The 17,262-nt window shown below is 66.5% G+C and carries 19 protein-coding genes; 4 read left to right on the top strand and 15 right to left on the bottom strand.

The genetic code is table 11. The features are described from left to right. Positions 1 to 19: 19 nt before the first annotated feature. Together O4G76_RS15960 and O4G76_RS15955 are read right to left on the bottom strand one after the other, a co-directional pair. The gene (locus O4G76_RS15960; RefSeq protein WP_269398251.1) at positions 20 to 949 is read right to left on the bottom strand and encodes a cytochrome c; all 930 of its coding nucleotides are present in this window, start codon (positions 947 to 949) and stop codon (positions 20 to 22) included. Between the two features lie 2 nt (positions 950 to 951). Further along, on the bottom strand, positions 952 to 1,602 hold the full coding sequence (locus O4G76_RS15955; protein ID WP_269398250.1) for a cytochrome c: 651 nt from the start codon (positions 1,600 to 1,602) through the stop codon (positions 952 to 954). A 774-nt stretch (positions 1,603 to 2,376) separates the two neighbouring features. On the opposite strand from O4G76_RS15955, the gene O4G76_RS15950 reads away from it, so the two are divergent. Further along, positions 2,377 to 3,813: a hypothetical protein gene (locus tag O4G76_RS15950; RefSeq protein ID WP_269398249.1), complete on the top strand. Its 1,437-nt coding sequence runs from the start codon at positions 2,377 to 2,379 to the stop codon at positions 3,811 to 3,813. Positions 3,814 to 4,127: 314 nt separating this feature from the next. Next, positions 4,128 to 4,901: a potassium channel family protein gene (locus O4G76_RS15945; protein ID WP_269398248.1), complete on the top strand. Its 774-nt coding sequence runs from the start codon at positions 4,128 to 4,130 to the stop codon at positions 4,899 to 4,901. Positions 4,902 to 4,921: 20 nt separating this feature from the next. Here O4G76_RS15945 and O4G76_RS15940 read toward each other — a convergent pair whose 3' ends face one another. Further along, positions 4,922 to 5,287 carry a YigZ family protein gene (locus O4G76_RS15940; RefSeq protein WP_269398247.1) on the bottom strand — a complete coding sequence of 122 codons (366 nt, stop codon included), beginning with the start codon at positions 5,285 to 5,287 and terminating at the stop codon, positions 4,922 to 4,924. A 14-nt stretch (positions 5,288 to 5,301) separates the two neighbouring features. Between O4G76_RS15940 and O4G76_RS15935 the strand changes: the two genes are divergently transcribed. Further along, a complete protein-coding gene (locus tag O4G76_RS15935; protein WP_269398246.1) occupies positions 5,302 to 5,985 on the top strand; it encodes a PIG-L deacetylase family protein in 684 nt (227 codons plus the stop codon). Between the two features lie 38 nt (positions 5,986 to 6,023). Here the strand turns inward: O4G76_RS15935 and O4G76_RS15930 are convergent, their stop codons facing one another. Genes O4G76_RS15930 through bioB form a run of 6 tightly spaced genes read right to left on the bottom strand, consistent with a single transcriptional unit; the run spans position 6,024 to position 11,435 of the window. Beyond that, a complete protein-coding gene (locus tag O4G76_RS15930; RefSeq protein ID WP_269398245.1) occupies positions 6,024 to 6,782 on the bottom strand; it encodes a methyltransferase domain-containing protein in 759 nt (252 codons plus the stop codon). Beyond that, on the bottom strand, positions 6,779 to 7,393 hold the full coding sequence (locus O4G76_RS15925; RefSeq protein WP_269398244.1) for a pimeloyl-ACP methyl esterase BioG family protein: 615 nt from the start codon (positions 7,391 to 7,393) through the stop codon (positions 6,779 to 6,781). The genes O4G76_RS15930 and O4G76_RS15925 overlap by 4 nt, the downstream gene beginning before the upstream one ends. 4 nt (positions 7,394 to 7,397) lie before the next feature. Continuing rightward, positions 7,398 to 8,681, bottom strand: coding sequence for an adenosylmethionine--8-amino-7-oxononanoate transaminase (bioA, locus tag O4G76_RS15920; RefSeq protein WP_269398243.1), 1,284 nt, complete (start codon positions 8,679 to 8,681; stop codon positions 7,398 to 7,400). Further along, positions 8,678 to 9,307 (bottom strand): dethiobiotin synthase, encoded by a 630-nt coding sequence (bioD, locus tag O4G76_RS15915; RefSeq protein ID WP_269398242.1) that lies wholly within the window; start codon positions 9,305 to 9,307, stop codon positions 8,678 to 8,680. The genes bioA and bioD overlap by 4 nt, the downstream gene beginning before the upstream one ends. Next, positions 9,304 to 10,461 (bottom strand): aminotransferase class I/II-fold pyridoxal phosphate-dependent enzyme, encoded by a 1,158-nt coding sequence (locus tag O4G76_RS15910; protein WP_269398241.1) that lies wholly within the window; start codon positions 10,459 to 10,461, stop codon positions 9,304 to 9,306. Before O4G76_RS15910 ends, bioD begins: the two co-directional genes overlap by 4 nt. Further along, positions 10,458 to 11,435, bottom strand: a complete 978-nt coding sequence (bioB, locus tag O4G76_RS15905) for a biotin synthase BioB (protein ID WP_269398240.1) — start codon at positions 11,433 to 11,435, stop codon at positions 10,458 to 10,460. The genes O4G76_RS15910 and bioB overlap by 4 nt, the downstream gene beginning before the upstream one ends. A gap of 188 nt (positions 11,436 to 11,623) precedes the next feature. Between bioB and O4G76_RS15900 the strand changes: the two genes are divergently transcribed. Continuing rightward, positions 11,624 to 12,520, top strand: a complete 897-nt coding sequence (locus tag O4G76_RS15900) for a DMT family transporter (RefSeq protein WP_269398239.1) — start codon at positions 11,624 to 11,626, stop codon at positions 12,518 to 12,520. Between the two features lie 282 nt (positions 12,521 to 12,802). Here O4G76_RS15900 and O4G76_RS15895 read toward each other — a convergent pair whose 3' ends face one another. The 6 genes from O4G76_RS15895 to O4G76_RS15870 form a co-directional block, all read right to left on the bottom strand. Beyond that, entirely contained in the window at positions 12,803 to 13,546 is a 744-nt protein-coding gene (locus O4G76_RS15895; RefSeq protein WP_269398238.1) for a protein phosphatase 2C domain-containing protein, read from the bottom strand. Next, complete coding sequence (locus O4G76_RS15890) at positions 13,533 to 14,210, bottom strand: hypothetical protein (RefSeq protein WP_269398237.1); 678 nt, start codon at positions 14,208 to 14,210, stop codon at positions 13,533 to 13,535. Before O4G76_RS15890 ends, O4G76_RS15895 begins: the two co-directional genes overlap by 14 nt. 23 nt (positions 14,211 to 14,233) lie before the next feature. Next, the gene (locus tag O4G76_RS15885; RefSeq protein WP_269398236.1) at positions 14,234 to 14,803 is read right to left on the bottom strand and encodes a hypothetical protein; all 570 of its coding nucleotides are present in this window, start codon (positions 14,801 to 14,803) and stop codon (positions 14,234 to 14,236) included. 171 nt (positions 14,804 to 14,974) lie between these two features. Beyond that, positions 14,975 to 16,150, bottom strand: coding sequence for a hypothetical protein (locus O4G76_RS15880; RefSeq protein ID WP_269398235.1), 1,176 nt, complete (start codon positions 16,148 to 16,150; stop codon positions 14,975 to 14,977). Positions 16,151 to 16,243: 93 nt separating this feature from the next. Continuing rightward, entirely contained in the window at positions 16,244 to 16,519 is a 276-nt protein-coding gene (locus tag O4G76_RS15875; protein ID WP_269398234.1) for a hypothetical protein, read from the bottom strand. Further along, on the bottom strand, positions 16,516 to 16,869 hold the full coding sequence (locus tag O4G76_RS15870; RefSeq protein ID WP_269398233.1) for a hypothetical protein: 354 nt from the start codon (positions 16,867 to 16,869) through the stop codon (positions 16,516 to 16,518). Before O4G76_RS15870 ends, O4G76_RS15875 begins: the two co-directional genes overlap by 4 nt. Positions 16,870 to 17,262: the final 393 nt, after the last annotated feature.

Raw genomic sequence — 17,262 nt, 5'->3', positions numbered from 1 at the left:
CGCGTCAATTTCGGTGCGGTCAGCGCAGCTGCGCGACTTCGTCGGTCGCGGGCGTCACGGGCCGGGGCGTGGGGTCGAGCAGATAGGCCGCAATGGCGCGGCGGTCGCTCTCGTCGAGGAAACCGGTGCCCTGCTCCACCACCTCGGCCATCGAGCCCCCGAACACATCGCCCGAAGGGGTGATGCCGGTCTCCAGCGCATAGGCGAGCGCCGAGGCGGTCCAGCCGCCCTCGCGCAGCGCCTCCGCCCGGATCGACGGCGCCGCCGAGCCGCCCGGCAAGTCGTCATTGCCACCGAAGGGTGCCGCGTCGAGGCCCCCCATGAGGCCCCGGCCGGCATGGCATGCGCCGCAATGCGCCGCGCCCTCCACGAGCTCTCGCCCCCGGTTCCATGCCTCGGAGCGACCCAGCACCGGCGCGGCATCCGAAGGCCTGAGCGCGGCCGCGCGCCAGAGCTTCAGCCCGGACCGGACGCTGAAGGGAAAGCCGATGTCGCTCTCCGCCCGGGTCTCGGCCACCGCCGGCACCGTCGCCAGCGCGGCCCAGAGATCGGCGATGTCCTGATCCGAGAAGCCCGCATAGAACTCGAAGGGAAAGGCCGGGTAATAGGGCTCGCCCTCGGGCGACACCCCTTCCCGCAGCGCCCGGGCGAGATCGTCAGGGGTCCAGTTGCCGATGCCGTGCTGGAAATCGGGCGTGATGTTCGGCGGCACGAAGCTGCCGAATGGCGTGTCGAGCGGCGCGCCGCCCGCCAGCGCCGGACCATCGGCTGCCGTGTCGGTGTGACAGGCCACGCAGCCCGCCGCCCGCGCCAGATAGGCGCCGCGCCGGGCATCCCCATCGAGGGAGATTTTCGCATCCGCCTCGCCGATCGGCCATGCGCGCAGCCCGGCATAGCCGCCTCCGGCCAAGGCGGCCGCCAGCAGGACGCTTCTGAGCAGACCACGCATGCTCAGCTCCCCGCCCGGTAGCGGCCATGACAGGCCGCGCAGGTCTCGCCGATCCGGCGGAAGACGTCGGGCGCGGCGAGCGTCGCGTAGCCGGGCGCGGAGCTGCCCTCGGCCTTCGCGGCCGTGGCCCCCGGCACCTCCTGTTCCGCGGGTCTGCGCGGTTCGATGCCAAGGAGCTGCGCCACCGAGTATCCGGCGCCTGGGCCGGCTTGGGCCGAAGACTGGCCCGGCATCGCCATACCCTCGTGCCCCGCCATGGAACCGCCCATCGCCATGCCGGCATGGGGATCGGGCGCGGTCAGTCCGTTCGGAGCGGCCTTCACGAGGCCCTCGGCATGGCGGCGCAACTCCTCGGCCAAGGCGTCGAACGTCTCGGGCTCCTGCCAAATGGCCTCCTTCGCGTAGGAGACCCCGTCGGTGCTTCCTTCCGGAAAGAGCCGGGTCATCTCGCTCCCGGCATGCGCCGCGATCGCGCGACCGGCCTCGGCCACGCGTGCCGCGTCATAGGGGGCCTCTCCCCGCATCATCGGCGTCACGTCGCGCATGGCGTCGCGCATCGCGACCATCCCCTCCATGCGTTCGCGCACCACACCCGTCGCGCCGCTATGCGCGAGCGCGGCCCCTGCCGCGACCAAGGTCGCCAGCGTGGCCATCGCCATCTTCTTTCTTGTCATACTGCCCTTGTCGACTGAGTCCGATTGTCCAGATCAGACCTTTCGACGAGGTGGAGGCAGCGCGATGTCGGGGTGTTGCGAAGGCGGTTCCGAGCCCGCGACCCCGAAGGTCATCCGGCCGGCCAGCCGCAGCGGCGGACTGGCAACTGCGCCTTCGTCCGCCGGAACTATGACGCACCGCACGCTGGGATGACAGGCCGTGGATTGAGAAGCCGGGCCGGAGAGAACGGGAACTGCGACGGAGGCGTGCTCCGCGTGTCCGTCTGCCACGTGGCCATGTTCCGGATCGGCAACCTCTCCCAGCCCCACGAGGAGCAGAAGCCAGCACAGGGACAACCCGATGATTTGCCTCAGCAGCATACGAGACGATGCCTTCTGCATGTTCAGCGCTCTGCCACGCTACGGCACCCGGTCGCGGGAGAGAAGCCGACACGTCGTCGGAAGCTGGGAAAGGGCGAGAACGCGCCGAAACTGCAACGCGGGGCATGAGGGAAGCCCGCCCCTCTTTCGAGAACAACAACCCAGGCCATCGCAGCCCGCGTTCCCTGCTGAATGGAGGACCGGCCGTGAATCCGCGCTCGGTCCGGATCCCGACCGCTGCCGCCGCCGAATGCGCTTCTCTGCGGGACGACGATGCCGCGAAAGCCCGCACTGCTGTCGCCCCCAGGCCGACATCGACCTCTACCCCGAGACGGCGCTTCGGCCTTGCAATAACTCATGTCCCCGAGACCCGGATGCGTGCCGCCTGCATGAGTGGTGATCATCCGCTCGGAACGTTTCCGTCCCTGCCCTTTCTCATTGGGACGTAGCGTTTCGCCGTGCCTCTTTTTGCAGCAGGAATTGCGCCCTATTGTCGCCCGATTGGGCAGTAGTTTGACTGCTGAACAGCAGCCATGGGACCGACCGATGAAACTTCTGACCACCGCCTCGGCGATTGCGATAAGCGCCCTTCTGTCCACCTCCGGCATGGCCACCGCCCAATCGGTGACCTTCGAGACCTATGACACCGATGGCGATGGCATGTTGTCCCGCAAGGAATGGGCGCAAGCTTCCGAAATCCGCAGCAAGCGTATTTTCCGGATGGCGTCGCAGGGCGACCGCTTCATCACCGAGGAAGAATTCGCCGAAGCCATCGACGACAGCCGCCTCACCCTGCGGCTCGCGGCGCTGCGGGACAAGGTGGAGAGCGAGGACGACGCGGAGGCGGTGGACGATCTGGAAGATGAGCTCCGCGAGATCCGCGAGATCCGCGACGAGTACAAGGATGCCATCCGCGAGTTGAAGGACGAGATCGCCGACGTCGGTGATGATGACGACGAGGCCCGCCGCGAGCTCGAGGACGCCCTCGCGGAGATCGAGGAGGAGGAGCGCGAGGCTCTGGCCGAGCTGGAGGACGAACGCCGAGGCATCGATCGGGACTTTGCAGAGGCTCTGCGCGAACTCGAGCAGGAGTTGAGGGACGCCGATCCGGGCGACCGCGCCGACGTGGAGGAGGAACTTCGCGAACTGAAAGCGGAAAAGGCCGAAGCCCTCGCCGAGCTTGAGGAAGAGAGCGAAGGCATCCTGAACGAGAAGCGCGAGGCCATCGCGGACCTGACCGAGGAACTTGCCGGGATCGACGAGGACCACGACGAGGCGCGGGCCGAACTCCGCGAGCGGCTTCGTGAATTGAAGAAGGAACAGCGCGAAGCCATCCGGGACCTCGAGGAAGAGGCCGAGGACGTGGAACGTGATCGTGACGAGGACGAAGACGACCACGACGAAGACGACCACGAGGAGGACGACCACGACGAGGACGTCCACGACGAGGACGATCACGACGAGGATGAGCGCGACGAGGACGACCACGACGAGGACGAGCGCGACGAGGATGAGCGCGACGAGAATGAGGACGACGAGGATGAGGACGACCGCGAGGACGCCACTGATGGCTCCGGCGCCAAGGCCGAGAAAAAGAGCAAGCGCGAGCTGAAGGCCGAGAGGCGCAAGCAGCGCAGGGCCAGCGAGGATGAAGACGATCGCGATGAGGAAGACGATGGCGACTCGGACGCCAAGGTCGAAAAGAAGAGCAAGCGCGAACTGAAGGCCGAGAAGCGCGAGAAGCGCAAGGCCGCGAAGAAAGAGCGTCGTAAGCGCGAGAAGGCTGAACGCCGCAACAAGCGCAAGCAGAGGGACAGCGACGACGAATAAGTTGCCATCGAGCCAAACTGACGGCGGCGGCGCTCTTGCGCCGCCGCCGTCGTTCGGGAACGTGCAGCGACGCAGCCATGCGGCAACATGATGGTGAGGAAACGGAAAGGCGCTCACCGGACGGGGGCGCTTTTCGTGCTTCGGCCAAGATCTTCGACACGCTTCAGAGCCGTAGCCCTACCCGGGACCGCCCCGGTCCGGGGCCGCATGCTTCGGAGCCCTGCACGGTCATGCCGGGGAGCGGGTCGACGGTGGCGCCGACGCGTGCAAGGTTGGCGCGAAGCCGGCGCGGTCCGGATGAGAGCCTCGGGGAGATGCGCGCGAAGATGAAGGACAGGGTGGTCGAACTCTATCGGGGCGCGACGCCGCGCGCGCATCGTTTTCGCTATTGGCTGCTCGGCTTCGACATCGTCGCGATCCTGTTCGTCGTGGTCACCTCCTTTACCGCCTATGGCCCATGGGTGCAGGGGCTCGACCTGCTCTTCGGCACGGTGATCCTCGCCGATCTTGCGGCGCGGCTGTGGATCGCACCCCGGCGGTGGCGGTTCCTGTGCTACCCCACCACGCTGGCCGATCTCGTCAGCGCAGTCTCCTTCTTCGCGCCATTGGCGGGCGAGGGCTTTGCCTTCCTTCGGATCCTGCGCACCTTGCGCCTCTTGCACATGTTCCAGACCAAGGACCGGCTCAGGGCCGATTTTCGGTTCTTCCGGGACAATGAACAGCTGCTCGTCGCCGCGACCAATCTCGGCGTGTTCATCTTCGTGATGTCGGGCTTCGTCTTCGCGACCCAGCATCGTAGCAGCGCCGATATCGGCAACTATGCCGATGCGCTCTACTTCACCGTCACGGCGCTGACGACCACCGGGTTCGGCGACATCACCCTCGCGGGCACCGGCGGGCGGATGATCTCGGTCGCGATCATGATCTGCGGCGTCACGCTTTTCCTGCGGCTGGCGCAGGTGCTGTTCCGCCCCAGCAAGGTGCGGGTGACCTGCCAGACCTGCGGGCTTTTCCTGCACGATGCCGACGCGGTGCATTGCAAGCATTGCGGCAACACCATCAATATCAAGACAGATGGCCAGGTCTGACCTCTACCCGATGGTGACGCTCAACCCTGCCGGTCGACCGCCAGGGCGTCGAGATAGATCCGCACCGCGTCCTGCACGTGCCGGAAGCGGTCGCCGCCCAGATGCTTGCCGCCATACCAGCGGGTCACGATGATGAGGTGGTCGTGCAGCCCCTCGCGCTCGAGCATGCGCAGGATCACCATGCCGGCCCCGCTCTCGCCGTCATCGTTCTTCAAGGGACCGTCCGTCGCCAGCAGGGCCCAGCTGTTATGGGTGGCCTTGGCGAATTTCTTGCGGCGTTGCAGCTCCTTCAGAAGCAGCTTGGCCTCGGCGTCGGAGGTGCAGGGCGCGCCCGAAACGGCGTATTTCGAACCACGATCGCTGATGATGTTCTCAAGGACGCGCATGGGTGGGGCGTAGTATGCGGGGACCTCGGGGATCAAGCCGTTTCACCGGCGAGAGCCCGCTTCTGTGGGGCGCGCGGCTCGCCCTTTCGGCGACCGCCGGTGAACTGCTGCGCGACGCGGGCGGTCTCGTGGTGATCGCGTCGCATCCGGGCGACGAGATCCTGGGATGCGCGGCGCTGATCCACGGCGCGGTCCGGGCCGGGCTGCCGGTTCGGGTCATCTGCTTGACGCGCGGCACCGCCGTGGCGGCCCTGCAGGACGTCTCGACCGCTCTGTCGGGCCTTGCGCCGAAAGCGGTCCTGCATTGCTTTGACGAGCGGGAGGGGATGTTGCCCTCGGGCGGGCGGCCATTCGACCTCGTCGCCGCAAAGGTCGCGGCCTGCCTTCCGGAGGAGGCTGCGGTACTGCTGCCTTGGCGCGAGGAGGCGCATCCCGACCGGCAAAGGGGTCATGCCATCGGCCGGGCCGCCATGGGCGAGACGCATCGGGCGCTGGCCTATCCGCTCGCAGGGCGGTTTCAGGCGACCGCGCCGGTGCCGCGCGCCCTGCGTGTTCTCTCGGCGCCGCCGGCGGCGCTCGCCGCCAAGCGACGGGCGCTGGGCCTGCTGTCGACGATGCCGCTGGGGGAGATCGACGGCGACGTGCCACCGCTGCGCGAGCATTTCCTGACCCAGCCCGAGATCTTCATCCTCGATTGACGCGCGAGAACGATCCCGATGCGCGGGGCTCGACCGGTTCACTCCGGCCGGGACACTACGAGATGCACCGAGACATAGCTCAGGCCGAGACGGCCATCCGGCAAGGCATGCTCGGCGCGCCAGCGCGCCTCTGCGGCGCGCAGGGCGCCCCGCCCCCAGCCGGCGCGGGCGTTGCCGGTGACGCCTGTGGCGCGCAGATGGCGCAGCAGCTGCGGCAGGTCGTCGAAACCCATCACCTCACGACGGGCCTCGATCGCGGCGATCCGCAGGCCGGGCGGCAGCAATTCCGGCCAATCCTCGGGGTCGGCATAGGAGAGCGGCGCGGGGGCGCCCAAGGCGGCGATCTCCGCGAAATGACCGCGCCCGAAGCCACCGAGCAACAGGAATCCACCGGGGGCGAGATGCGCGCAGAGCCGCGACAGCAGCGCCCGGGGATCGGCGATCCACTGGATCGTGGCGCCGGAGGCGATCAGCCCGAAACGCCCGTCGAGCGCCAGCCGCTCCACCGGCCCGGCGCGAAAACCCGGGCGCAATTCGGGCGACAGATGCGCCGCCGCCTCGGCAAGAAGATCGTTGCTCAGATAGTCGCCGATCTCGAAGCGGGCGCGCAGCGCCTGGGTCAGCAGACCGGTGCCGCAGCCGAACTCGAACACCCGATCGATGCGCGGCCCTGCCCCCTGCTCGGCCAGCATCTCGGCCAGGCGCGCGGCGCTACGGGCCTGTACCCGCGCCTCGGCGTGGTAGCTCGACAGCCCTCGGCGAAACGCCCGGGCGACACGCTCGCAGGACGGGGTCACGAAAGCACCTCGTCCCAGCTCGTCCAGCCACGAAACGGCGCATGCGGTGCCTCGACCTCGCGCAGCGGCACATCGGCGAAGGCCCGGCGCAGATTGGGGGCCGGAAAGACATGGTCGCGCGTCGCGATCAAAGCCGCGTTCCATGCCGCAGCCGGGGCCGGGCCGCGCGCCGCGACGGCGTCCAACTCGGCGCGCAGGGCGTCGATGTCGGGGGCCGCCACGGGAGGCGCGTCGGCACGGTCGAGAAACGCCGCGAGCGTCGTCTCGTCCAGGCGATCGCGGGTGCGTGCGAAGATCGCGGGCGGGATGCCGAGGCGGCGGTCGACCGGGTTCGGGCTGCCGCAGATCGCGACACGGCGATGGAACGGGTCCGCGCGCCCGGCCTGCCAATGGGCATAGGCCGCCACACCGAACGACCACGCGACGAGGCTGCGCCGCGCATAACCCGATAGCGAAGGCAGCTCGGCGTCGAGATCGCGCCAATCCTCGACGAACAGGACGTCGCGGTCATCGCCGAGATGCCGGAACAGTGCGGCCCCGGCGGCCCAGCCGCCGAACAGCACCACCACCTGCCCTGCCCGCTCCGATCCGTTGAGCCAGCGCCAACGCATCGGCCTAGAGGATCTCCGCGAGGCGGATCATCGCGGCACTCATCTGCCCGACCTCTTCCGGCGACAGGACATACGGCGGCATGGCATAGATGTTGCGCCCGAAGGGCCGCAGCCAGACCCCGGTTTCGCGCGATACCGGATGCGCGCGGTCGGCGCTGACCTCGTGGTCCATCTCGATCACCGCGATCGCGCCCAGCACCCGGACATCCGCGACGCCCGGAAGCGATCTCGCTGGCGCGAGCTCGGCCTCCATCTGCCAGGCGATGCCCGCCACGCGGTCGCGCCATTCGCCATCCGCCATCAGGTCGAGGCTGGCGCAGGCGGCGGCACAGGCGAGCGGATTGCCCATGAAGGTGGGCCCGTGCATGAAGAGCCCCGGCTTACCGGAGCCGATGCGCCGCGCCACTTCGCCCGATGCCATCACCGCGGCAAAGGACAGGTGCCCGCCGGTCAGCGCTTTGCCCAGGCACATGATGTCCGGGGTGACCCCGGCCAGATCGGCCGCGAACAGCGCGCCGGTCCGACCGAAGCCGGTGGCGATCTCGTCGAAGATCAGCAGGATCCCCAGCTCGTCGCAGAGCTTGCGCGCCCGGCGCAGATACTCGGGGTGGTAGAAGCGCATGCCCCCCGCCCCCTGCACCATCGGCTCCAGGATCAGCCCCGCGATCTGGTCGCCATGCTCGTGCAGCAGCCGCGACAGGCCCGCGACGCCGTTGGCCTCGTCGTCCTCGGGCCAGTCCTCAGACATGGTCACCGGCGGCTGCGGTACGAAATACTGGATGTTGAGCGCCCCCTCGAACAGGTGGTGCATGCCGTTCACCGGGTCGCAGACGCTCATCGCCTTCCAGGTATCGCCGTGATAGCCGCCGCGCGGCGTGGCAAAGCGTGTGCGGCCCGGATTTCCGGCGGCGAGCTGGTGCTGCACCGCCATCTTCATCGCCACCTCGACCGCGACCGAGCCGCTGTCGCAGTAGAACACGTGGTCGAGCCCCTCGGGCGTCATCTCGACCAGGCGGCGCCCCAGCTCGACCGCCGGGCGATGGGTGAGCCCGCCGAACATCACATGCGGCAGCCGGTCGATCTGTGCCTTCATCGCCGCCGTGATCGCGGGGTGCCGATGGCCGTGGATCGCGCACCACCAGGACGACATGGCATCGATCATCCGCGTGCCGTCGTCGAGCGTGATCCACGCCCCTTCGGCGCGCTCGACCATGTAGGTCGGACCCGGCGCCATGACGTTGGTATAGGGATGCCACAAATGGCGGCGGTCGAAATCGGCGTCGGTCATGCCGCCTCCATCGCGCGGCGGATCGCGGCCATGTCGATCGCCGCGAAGGCATCCCGCAGGCCGTCGCCATCGAGCGGATCGAGCGGCCCGACCCGGCCCAGATGCGTCACCTCGCCCATCTCGGCGATGGTGCGCTCGACGCGGGGCGCGGACTCGCCCGAAAAGATCACCCCGGCCACCGGCACCCCGGCCCCGCGCAGCGCCGCCAGCGACAGCAGCGAATGGTTGATGGTCCCGAGCGCGGTGCGCGCGACCAGCACCACCGGCGCGCCCCAGCGGGCAAAGAGATCGAGGAAGGTGGTCCGGTCGTCGAGCGGCACCATCAGCCCGCCCGCCCCCTCGACCACCAGCGGCCGGGGGGTGTCGGGCAGCCTCAGCGCCTCGACGTCGATCCGCACCCCTTCGGCCTCGGCCGAGATATGCGGGCTGGCCGGGAGTTCGAGCCGTACCGCCTCTGGCAGCACCGGCGCACCGGCGAGCCGCGCCACGATCTCGCTGTCGGTCTCCTCCTCAAGGCCGGACTGCACCGGCTTCCAGTAATGCGCGCCGAGGGCCTGGACGAGGCCCGCCGAGACCACGGTCTTGCCGATGCCGGTATCGGTGCCGGTGACGACGATCGGTTTCATGCGGCGGCCTTTCGGATGTCGGCGAGATCGGCGAAGAGCGCGTCGATCTCGTCCGTGCTGACATTGGGGGTGATCGAGACGCGCAGCCGTGCCGTGCCGCGCGGCACGGTGGGCGGGCGGATCGCGCGCACGTCGTGGCCGCGCGCCTGCAAGGCTTGGGCCAGCGCCAGCGCCTTGGCATCGTCGCCGATCAGCACCGGCAGGATCTGCGTTCCGAATGCGCCGAGGCCACCAAGTCGCGCGGCCTCATGCGCGTGGGTGATGTTGCGCCAGGCCGCCTCGCGCAGCTCGGGCCGCTCCGCGACGAGCCGCAGCGCCGCGCGCATGACAGCGGCGTCGAGCGGCGATGGCGCTGTCGAGAAGATGAAGTTGCGGGCGCGGTTGACCAGCGTGTCGATCAGCACCGGATCGCCGCAGATCAGCCCGCCGGCCCCGCCGAGCGCCTTGCCGCAGGTGTGCAGGCTGACCAGATCGACCGAAGGGTCGAGCCCGTGCGCCCGGCCCTGCCCCTGCGCGCCGTAAAGCCCGGTCGCATGCGCCTCGTCGACAACCAGCACCGCGCCGTCCTCGGCCGCGACGGCGGCGAGGTCATCGAGCGGCGCGAGATCACCTTCCATCGAATAGAGGCTCTCGCAGGCGATCCACGCCCGGCCGGTACCGCCGGCGGCGCGCCAAGCCCGTAGCGCGTCGCGCGCGGCATCGGCGTCGTTATGAGCAAAGCTCTGCGTCTCGGCCCGGCCGAGCCGCATTCCGTCATGGGCGCTGGCATGGACCAGCGCGTCGTGCAGCACGAGATCGCCCTGCATCGGCAGGCTCGAGAAGATCGCCACGTTGCCGGGAAACCCCGCCCCCATGTAGAGGGCAGCCGGCGCCCCGAAGAACGCCGCCGCCTCTTCCTCCAATGCCGCGTGCTCTACGTCATTGCCGCGCAACAGTCGCGAGCCGCCGGAACCCGTGGCCACGCCCCGGTCGAGCGCCGCGCGCGCCGCCGCGCGCAGCATTTCGGAACTCGCCAGCCCGAGGTAGTCGTTCGAGGAAAAGTCCCGCCCCGCACGGGGCATCAGCGCCCGCCTGCGGCCGCGCGCGCCAAGCGCTTCGAGCGCCTCGGCGTGGCGCGGAAAGCCGGGGCGGCCCCGTGAGGCCGCCGCGCTCATCGCGCCCCGGTCTCGCCCAGTTCCATCGGCTCCAGCCCGAGCCGTCCGAACAGGACGGAATCCTTGTCCTCGCCCGGGTTCTCGGCGGTGAGCAGCACGTCACCCGAGAAGATCGAGTTGGCGCCCGCGAAGAAGCACAGCGCCTGCGTCTCCTCGCTCATCGCGGTGCGCCCGGCCGAAAGGCGCAGATGCGCCTTGGGCATCAGGATACGCGCCAGCGCGATGACGCGGACGAAGTCGATCCCGTCGACCGGCTCGGCATCGGCGAGCGGCGTGTCGGGCATCGGCATCAGCTGGTTGATCGGCACGCTGTCGGGATGCTCTTCGAGATTGGCGAGCGCCAGCAGCATGTCGATCCGGTCCATCTCGGTCTCGCCCATCCCGAGGATGCCGCCCGAGCAGACCTTGATCCCGGCCTCGCGCACGCGGTTGAGCGTGTCGATCCGGTCGGCGAAGGTCCGGGTGGTGATCACCTCGGGGTAATAGCGCTCGGAGGTGTCGATGTTGTGGTTGTAGTAGTCGAGCCCCGCGCCCTTGAGCCGGATCACCTGGTCGTCGTCGAGCATGCCCAGCGTCATGCAGGTTTCCATGCCCATGGCGCGCACGCCCTCGACCATGGCGACGAGCTGGTCCATGTCGCGCTCCTTGGGCGAGCGCCAGGCCGCGCCCATGCAGAAGCGGGTCGAGCCCTGCTCCTTGGCGCGGCGCGCCTCGGAGAGCACGCGCTCGACCTCGATCAGCTTCGAGGCCGGTAGATGCGACCCGTTGCGGGCCGACTGGCTGCAATAGGCGCAATCCTCGGCGCAGCCGCCGGTCTTGATGTTCGACAGCCGGCTGCGCTGAACCTTGTTGGGGTCGAAGTTCTGCCGATGCACGGTCTGCGCCTGGAACAGCAGGTCGTTGAACGGCTGGTCGAAGACCGCCTGCGCCTCGGCGCGGGTCCAGTCGTGGCGGATGGGGCTGGCGTCGGTCAAGGCAGTTCCCGCTCTTCTCGGAAGTGTTGCCGACTTCTAGGCCCCCCTGTGCTGCGGGTCAAACGGGTTCGAGCCGCAGCACCCCGGCGCCCTGCCCGCCACGGCGGCCGATCGCGGCGCTGGGAAAGCCCTACAGCCTGCGCTAGTGAAGCGCGAAGACCCACGCTGCGGTTGAGGAGCACGCGGAGATGACCCCCAGCATCGCCCGGCCATCGCGCACCGCGCCGCTCTATGCCGCCCTGTGGATGATGGGCGCCGTGACGGCCTTCACCTCGATGGCGATTGCGGGCCGGGCCGTGTCGATCGAGCTCGACACCTTCGAGATCATGGCTTGGCGGTCGCTGATCGGCATGGCGATCGTCGCCCTCGTCCTGAGCCTTGGGCGCCGCTGGCACGAGGTAACGCCGCGCCGCCCCGGCCTGCATCTGGCGCGCAACATCGCCCATTTCAGCGCCCAGAACCTGTGGTTCTATGCCCTCGCTTCGCTGCCCTTGGCGCAGGTCTTCGCCTTCGAATTCACCGCACCGCTCTGGGTGCTGGTGCTGTCGCCGCTGCTTCTGGGCGAAAGGCTGACGCGACCGCGCGCCATCGCGGCGATCCTCGGCTTTATCGGGATCGTGATGGTCGCGCGTCCCGGCGCCGCCCCGCTCAGCCCCGCGCTTCTGGCCGCGGCGGGCTGCGCCGTGGGATTTGCCTTGACCTACATGCTGACCCGGCGTCTCACGGCGGAGGCCCCGGTGGCCTGCATCCTATGGTGGATGACCGCGAGCCAGACGGTGCTCGGCTTGGCCTGCGCCGGGGTCGATGGCGCCATCGCCGCCCCGTCGCAGTCGACTCTGCCCTGGATCGGCGTGATCGCCGCGGCTGGTCTCGGCGCGCATTTCTGCATCGCCAACGCGCTGCGCCTCGCACCCGCGACGCTGGTGATGCCGTTTGACTTCCTCCGCCTGCCGGTCATCGCGATGGTTGGGCTGGTACTCTACGGCGAACCCGTCGGTCCGCTGATGCTGATCGGCGCCACGCTGATCCTCGGAGGCAACTACCTGAACATTCGAGCCGAAGCGCGGCGCCCGACTAACGCCTAGGTAGATCCGAAGCAACTAAGCCACGGCGCATCGAAGAGCGCTCGATGGTCGACCCGCTTAGCAGCGGCTTGTCTTACGGCAGAAAAGAAAAATGGCGCACCCGAGAGGATTCGAACCTCTGGCCTCTGCCTTCGGAGGGCGATCCCAAGCCCTTGATGATGAACAGTTATTTCATCTTATCAATGACTTAATGTTCGCTCTGTGTCGCTACATGTCGCCCGAATCGGCTACCGAGTGTCCCAAAATTGTCCCAAGCGCGAGCGTGGGCGATCGCCTCTCTGACTAGTGCCGTGCATCTACGACGTAGAGATTGTCACCTGCCGCTTCGATTACCTCGTCTGGCTGATCTTCGACGACCGTTAGTGTAAGAGCGCTGCAGTCATCGCGGTCTTCGGAAAGCTGGTTCGCATCGCCGGTCAGAAACGCGGTCTTCTGACTGGGACCGAGTGAGGCCCAGAACCCATCAGTCGTGAGAACCAGGCGCTGACCAGCCCCGAATGTTTGGACGGTCTCTTGGGGAACCATGAATCCTTTTGTGCGGAAGCTCCGCGTAAGTAGGTTACGCGACGGTGACCTTGCGAGCTCATCAATCGCTACCGGCGATATGGGGTTTGCCAGGGTGTGTGGCTGTATCAACCATTCGATGTCGGACGCCTCTTGAACCAGTCCTGCAAGACAATCACCGGCGTGGAGAATGCGGGTCGCACCCTGCCTTTCGATAAGTGCTATCACGACGCTCGCCGAGTCTCGCCGATATGTGCCTGACAGTTCCGCGTGGATCACGCGCAAACGTTCGATGATGGTCTCCGGTGTCACGACTTCCGCGACGACGAACCAGTCGACTAGATTGCGCGCCACGTCGCGAGCGAAAGCGCCACTGTCTTTCCCGTTCGAGGAGCCGTCGAGCACAACAGCAAGAACGGCATCGTCACGAAGCCCAACCCCGCAACAGTCGCGATTGTCGTCGGTGCGATTTCCCTGTTCGCTACGCCACTTGATCTCTACGCCCATCTCAGGCACCGCCATCGCAGTTCGCGAGCGCGTCGATACGGTCGCGGACAATGTCGACGCGTCCGGCAGGACCTCTGATGTTCCCTTCCAAGAAATTGTCGAAGTCGGCGTGCTCTTTGAATGCCCGAAGTCTTGAAGCGATAAAGCTGCGCACGTCCTCGTCCGCTTCCTGCACTTCAGCGAGAAGTTCCTCCCGTCCGTCCACGACGATCAAGATATCTTCGAGATCGTGGCTCCCTAACGGGTCGTCGCCACCGCGCCCACCGTAGGCTTCGAGCTTCGTCGCGACAAAGAGTGGCGCAGTCAGATGCTTGATCTCCAACTCACCCGTCAACGGGTGCGAGACTGCTGTCTCGATGCCCCGCGCATACCAGCGGTTCGAGAAACCGAGGATGCTCTCATCGTCCGGCATGAAATCGACGATGAGTTCGCCAAGTCTCATGCGACAGATGACCTCGTCTTCCGCAGAAATCGTGAAGCCCTTCCCAAACAGCTGCTCCTGCAGCTCTGCCCACTCGCCGTAACCGGCCAGGTCGACGATGAGATCGACATCATTTGTAAGTCTCACGTCTTCCAGTGTGATCGGATCGGTGATGAACAGTGCCGTCGTACATCCGCCGACAAACACAAGGCGATCACGCAGATCGTCCCCGATGGCCGCGGCCACGGTTTCGAGCATGTAAAGAAGCTGCCCCTGGACCGTCATTTATTCAGGAGCCTTTGATTGAGCCTATCGACGGCGAGATTGGATTCACGCTGTTTTCCAAGTCTGATGGCGTCGACCAGTGCGAGGTATTCGTACAGGCGCTCGTCCTTTTGGACAGCCTCGGGCACAGACTTGAACAACGGTTCAACCGAAAGCCCGCGCTCCCTACCCTGCGCATAAGCCCATACATAGATGTCTTGGCCGGCACTGATGAGTTGACCTTCGAGCATCGGCGCCGCGAACCCTGTTGGTATGCCGCGCTCGGGCGCGCCGGGTTTCGCCGGAAAGACAAACTTCAGACCATTGGCGATAAACTCGCACAGGTCACGACGATTTGGCTTCACCCGCCGATAGCTGCGATCCCTTATGGCCAGGCCGGATTCTAGGCTACGGTTGAGCGAGGCGCTCACTTCCGTCTTGCTGATGCCAAGGGAATTGCCCAGGCCACGGACCGAGTAAGGCTCTTCGCGACCTGAGGACCAGTCAGGGCTATCAAGAAGATCGGAATCCTCTTGTTCTTGCAGGCTCACTAGCTTGAGCAATATGACAATATCTTGGCTTTTCATTCGCTTACACCATATGTCCTCTGTCCGCGGACTAAGGACAGTAAAGCACATCATGAGTAACCTGTCAAACAGACTGCAGACAACACGCTGAAAATATTAAGTATTCTGGAAATTTGAGAACCGGACATCTACCGAGGTGGCATAGGCGCTCACCGGAGCAAAACGGCGAGCTCAGTCGTCGTCCCTTCTGTAACCGCTACGTCCCCGAGGCCTGCCACGCTGCAATGACGCTTCGGATTCATCTCTCCACTTTTGCGCGCGCTCATCGCCCTCGTCTTCATCGACGTGATCAGCACCCTCAATGAAGCCCCCGGCATCATTAAACTCCACCTGAAGGTTTCCGTGTTCATAGTGCCGCTTCCGGGCATCTTCCCGCGAAGCGTGGAAGTGATTGGCACCCGCACTGACGAGCGCCAATGCCCGATCTTCCCGCTCCAGATTCGCTAGCTTGCGCTCCATCGCCATTGCTTCCCGCTGTTCGATCCGCGCCAGGAAGCGCTCCTTCCGTCCCATCATCTGCTTCTCGCGCTCATGGCGACGCACTAGCGCCTCGCCTTCCCGCTTGTGCCGCTCAATCGGATCGAGGCCAGTTAGCTTCTGCAGCGGCGCAAGTATGCTGCGCAGCGCCGGCGTCCTGCCAATCAGATCGGCAACGGCACGCCGCGCGCGGAAGAACAGGCCTGACTTATCTTTGGCCTGAGCGGCATGGAGCGCCATGCGCTCCTGCTGCTGGCGGATCAGAAGCTCCTGTGTCTGGCCCCGCAGCGCGGCCCGCCGCTTGTCTTGCTGCCGCTGCAGCTCGCGCGCGTATTCCTCGCGCCGCCGGACCATGGCCCCGTCATCAACATGGCCACTGTCACCCTCGCCTTGCTGCTGTGATTGATTGCGCTGCCGCTCACGGATCAGCTCCTTGGCTTGATCCACATCCGGCAGATTATCGAACTCGATGGCAGCGAGCTTTGCCTTGATGTCCTTTGCCTTGTGGCCTTTGACGTAGCGGGTCAGGCTGTGCACATCGCACTGCTCATCGACAACGACAAAGGCGCGGCGGTCACCCCGCGCAAGGACGTAGCCCTGCGCGGAAAGCGCAGCACGGAAAGCCTCGGCAGTGTCGGACTGCTCATAGGCCCGTGTGATGGCATCACGACGCTCATCGGGCGTGATGCCTGATTTCTGGGACTGGGCCTTTTCGGCGAGCGAGGGGTCGAGTTTGTCCTTCTCGAAGGTGCGGGACTTTTCTTCCCACGCCTTCAGACCCGGCGGCAGCTCCAGCCCGAATTTCCGGGCAAGCTGCACGGCGCAGTCCATCAGCCGTGAGCGGTCGTGCGAAAGATGAACCGCCTTCATGCGGTCGACATCGATGCGCGACCAGACGACATGACAATGCTCGCGGCCGATGCCCTGCCCGTCGGGTTTGACGTGAAAGACAACAGCGCGCGGCTACCCCTGCAGGCCGAGCCGTTCCTCTATCAGCGCAATCGCCTCGCCGTACTGCTCGCGGGACAGCAGCGACGGCGGATTGATCGATAGGCTGTAGAGGTATTTCGAGGCTTTCGTTCCCGACGCGACGGCCTCGAATTCGGCGAAGGCACCGAACAGATCATCGGCGACCGCGCCGTGAATTTCTGCGATCTCGACGCGCTCGTTGTCGTAGGAATTCATGAGATGGACGGCAAGATCGCTGCCGTTGCCGCGCTGGCTGCCCTTAAGGATCATGGCAACCTGCCAAGCGCTTCGAAGAGCGCGGCGCGCATTTCGGCAAGATCGCGATGGGCGGCATCGACGATGGCAGCGCACTGCATCTCATCCGCCTGGTCAGCGGCAGCGCGAAGAGCGCCTGCGACCTGACCAAGCTTGCCGATCAGCTGCGCAGCCGCCTCGCGATCGAGCGGCGGCGTGCGGGATGATTTTGGCGGATGCTGGTGCAGAACAGCATAGCGAATAAGCGCAGCAACAGAAACGCCGGTGCGGGCGGCCTGGTCCCTGATCAGGACGGCCTCCGCATCGGTAAAGCGCGCCTTCAGGCTGATCGCGCGCTGACGTTTCTCGCTGCCGCTTTTGCTCATGTCGTCCTTCTTTCTGCGCCATGCACGAAGCGGCAGCTTGCGGCATGGTCCGGTCCCAGACGGGCCGGAGCGGGTTTCCAAGGGGGGCGCCCCTCGGTGCTGATGGAACGGGCAAACGTTCCGCGATGGTTCAGGAGAGCGCCGTCTCCTGATCGTCCTCCAGCGGCGAAACGGTGGTCGTGGTCCAGGGCGCGAAAGCCCGGTCTATGGGGGCAACCGGAAAACTCACGCAGCCGCGTGAATTTCCGGATTGCGGGGAGAGAGACATCTCCCCTCGTCACCGTTCGTAGCTGTCAGCGGAGAAGGTGGCGCAGCAGCGCGGTCGCAGCCAAGGTCATGAACTGGTCACAGTGAACTGACGGCATGGCGGAGGAGCGCGCTGCGATCGTCTTT

Source organism: Limimaricola sp. G21655-S1, assembly GCF_027213785.1.
In the GTDB taxonomy this organism is placed as follows: Bacteria; Pseudomonadota; Alphaproteobacteria; order Rhodobacterales; family Rhodobacteraceae; genus Limimaricola.
Note: the sequence above shows the minus strand (reverse complement) of the source record. Positions and strands in the feature narration are given on the sequence as shown.

Bases quoted from the DNA above. Each gene is read 5' to 3' on its own strand.
- O4G76_RS15960 (WP_269398251.1), bottom strand. From the start codon at position 949: ATGCGTGGTCTGCTCAGAAGCGTCCTGCTGGCGGCCGCCTTGGCCGGA.
- O4G76_RS15955 (WP_269398250.1), bottom strand. From the start codon at position 1,602: ATGGCCACGCTGGCGACCTTGGTCGCGGCAGGGGCCGCGCTCGCGCAT.
- O4G76_RS15945 (WP_269398248.1), top strand. From the start codon at position 4,128: ATGCGCGCGAAGATGAAGGACAGGGTGGTCGAACTCTATCGGGGCGCG.
- O4G76_RS15940 (WP_269398247.1), bottom strand. From the start codon at position 5,287: ATGCGCGTCCTTGAGAACATCATCAGCGATCGTGGTTCGAAATACGCC.
- O4G76_RS15935 (WP_269398246.1), top strand. From the start codon at position 5,302: ATGCGGGGACCTCGGGGATCAAGCCGTTTCACCGGCGAGAGCCCGCTT.
- O4G76_RS15925 (WP_269398244.1), bottom strand. From the start codon at position 7,393: ATGCGTTGGCGCTGGCTCAACGGATCGGAGCGGGCAGGGCAGGTGGTG.
- bioA (WP_269398243.1), bottom strand. From the start codon at position 8,681: ATGACCGACGCCGATTTCGACCGCCGCCATTTGTGGCATCCCTATACC.
- bioD (WP_269398242.1), bottom strand. From the start codon at position 9,307: ATGAAACCGATCGTCGTCACCGGCACCGATACCGGCATCGGCAAGACC.
- O4G76_RS15910 (WP_269398241.1), bottom strand. From the start codon at position 10,461: ATGAGCGCGGCGGCCTCACGGGGCCGCCCCGGCTTTCCGCGCCACGCC.
- O4G76_RS15900 (WP_269398239.1), top strand. From the start codon at position 11,624: ATGACCCCCAGCATCGCCCGGCCATCGCGCACCGCGCCGCTCTATGCC.
- O4G76_RS15895 (WP_269398238.1), bottom strand. From the start codon at position 13,546: ATGGCGGTGCCTGAGATGGGCGTAGAGATCAAGTGGCGTAGCGAACAG.
- O4G76_RS15890 (WP_269398237.1), bottom strand. From the start codon at position 14,210: ATGCTCGAAACCGTGGCCGCGGCCATCGGGGACGATCTGCGTGATCGC.
- O4G76_RS15885 (WP_269398236.1), bottom strand. From the start codon at position 14,803: ATGAAAAGCCAAGATATTGTCATATTGCTCAAGCTAGTGAGCCTGCAA.
- O4G76_RS15880 (WP_269398235.1), bottom strand. From the start codon at position 16,150: ATGAAGGCGGTTCATCTTTCGCACGACCGCTCACGGCTGATGGACTGC.
- O4G76_RS15875 (WP_269398234.1), bottom strand. From the start codon at position 16,519: ATGATCCTTAAGGGCAGCCAGCGCGGCAACGGCAGCGATCTTGCCGTC.
- O4G76_RS15870 (WP_269398233.1), bottom strand. From the start codon at position 16,869: ATGAGCAAAAGCGGCAGCGAGAAACGTCAGCGCGCGATCAGCCTGAAG.